This is a genomic window from Streptomyces botrytidirepellens, assembly GCF_003721215.1.
In the GTDB taxonomy this organism is placed as follows: domain Bacteria; phylum Actinomycetota; class Actinomycetes; order Streptomycetales; family Streptomycetaceae; genus Streptomyces; species Streptomyces himastatinicus.
In genome coordinates this window covers 1-1,441 of the sequence record NZ_RIBZ01000459.1, presented here as the reverse complement: position 1 = coordinate 1,441, position 1,441 = coordinate 1, and the positions used below count along the sequence as shown (strand labels likewise).

General features: G+C 75.6%; 2 protein-coding genes and 1 pseudogene. All 3 read right to left on the bottom strand.

Going from position 1 to position 1,441, the window contains the following annotated elements; translation table 11 throughout:
* On the bottom strand, nucleotides 1-183 hold a 183-nt coding region (locus EEJ42_RS31595), incomplete at its 3' end, for a hypothetical protein (protein WP_148082080.1).
* 33 nt (nucleotides 184-216) lie between these two features.
* Nucleotides 217-1,218: a Pvc16 family protein gene (locus EEJ42_RS31590; RefSeq protein WP_123105286.1), complete on the bottom strand. Its 1,002-nt coding sequence runs from the start codon at nucleotides 1,216-1,218 to the stop codon at nucleotides 217-219.
* A 6-nt stretch (nucleotides 1,219-1,224) separates the two neighbouring features.
* Nucleotides 1,225-1,441, bottom strand: a pseudogene (locus tag EEJ42_RS51250) (hypothetical protein); the annotation flags it as partial.

Sequence of the window (1,441 nt, the reverse complement as noted above, 5' to 3'; positions counted from 1 at the left end):
CGAGCCGGGTGCCGGGCCGGGTGCCGGGCCGGGCTCGGCGTCGGACGCCTCGCGGGCGCCGTCGTGGGTGGCGCGGTGCGCGTGGGCGTCCACGCGGGCGAGCACCGCCTGGACGGCGGCAGCCAGCGCCAGGCCGTCGTCCCCCGCGGTGCCGTCCCCCGCGATGTCGTTGTGCGTCCCCATGCCGTCCCCTGCCCCCGTGCCTCGCACCGTCTCTCAGCTCTCCGTGTCCGCGGCCGACCCGGCGCCGCCGGGGCCCGGGGGACGTTTGCCGCCGGGGCGCGGTGCCGTACGGCCGCCGGTGCGCGGTGACTTGCGGGTACGGGAGGGCGAGGCGGCCTGCTTGGACCCCGTACGCTTCTTCGCCGCCGCCGGGGCATCGGTTTCGGCGTCGGCGTCGGCGTCAGCCGTGGTGGCGGCGTCCGCTGCCTGCTCCGCCCGGTTCTCCGCGGCGGCGGACGCGGTGCCCTTCGTGGACGCGGACGGGCGGGAGGCGGCACGGCGCTTCCCGACCGCCGCTTCCTCGGGCACCGGCTCCTCGGACTCCGCGGGCTCCGGCTCCGCCGCGTCGGGCTCGCCCAGCGGCCCGGGCCGTTCCGGCGCGCCCGGGGCGCCGAAGGGCGCCACCCGCACCGTGGGCCGTTCCACCGGCTTCGCCGGGACCGGCTTCTCCCGGCCCTCCACCAGGACCAGCGACCCCTGGTAGCAGACGGACAGGGCGTACGGGGTCTGGTGGAGCATCCCCCACAGCTTCGAGGTCTCGTCCACATCCATCTGGATGGGGTTGAAGCGCACCCGCTGGATCGACTCGGCCAGGTCGCTGCCCGCGAGATACGGCCGTTGGGCCGCCTCCTCGATCACGTCCTTCGGCAGGACGGGGATCTCGTGCAGCGTGCGCACCACGCACCCGATGAGGCGTTGCCCGACGAGCTCGGCCTCCTCCCCGTACGCGCTGATCAGGAAGTTCAGATCCATCGCCGCGGCGGGCCGCTTGAGGAGGGTGCCGTCCGAGGCGCGCGTCGGCAGGTCGGTGTGGCGCATGGAGGCGTTCGGTGTGACCTGGTAGAGGAACACGTTGATGGTCGGTTCGAGCGGCGGCTCGGGCGGGGGTTTGCGGGTCTGGACCGCGACCGCCATGTCGATCTCGGGCCGCAGGTTGCCCTCGATCAGCAGCGCCAGGGCCTGGGTGACCGTCGCGAAGGCGAGTCCGTTGCTCATGTGCCGTCAGTCCCTCTTCTCGCCGCGCGACAGGTAGTCGTCCAGGCTCAGCGTGGGTGCGCGCCGTCCCGTCTGTTCGGGGCGGGCGGCGGCGGTGCGGCCGGGCCCTGACGGGTCGGCGGCGCTGACCTCGAGCCGCCCGATCTGTACGTGGACCACGCGCTCGGCGGCGCGCGGCCGCCGACGGTTGGCGGCGGCGGCCGAGCGGGCGGCGCGGTCGGTT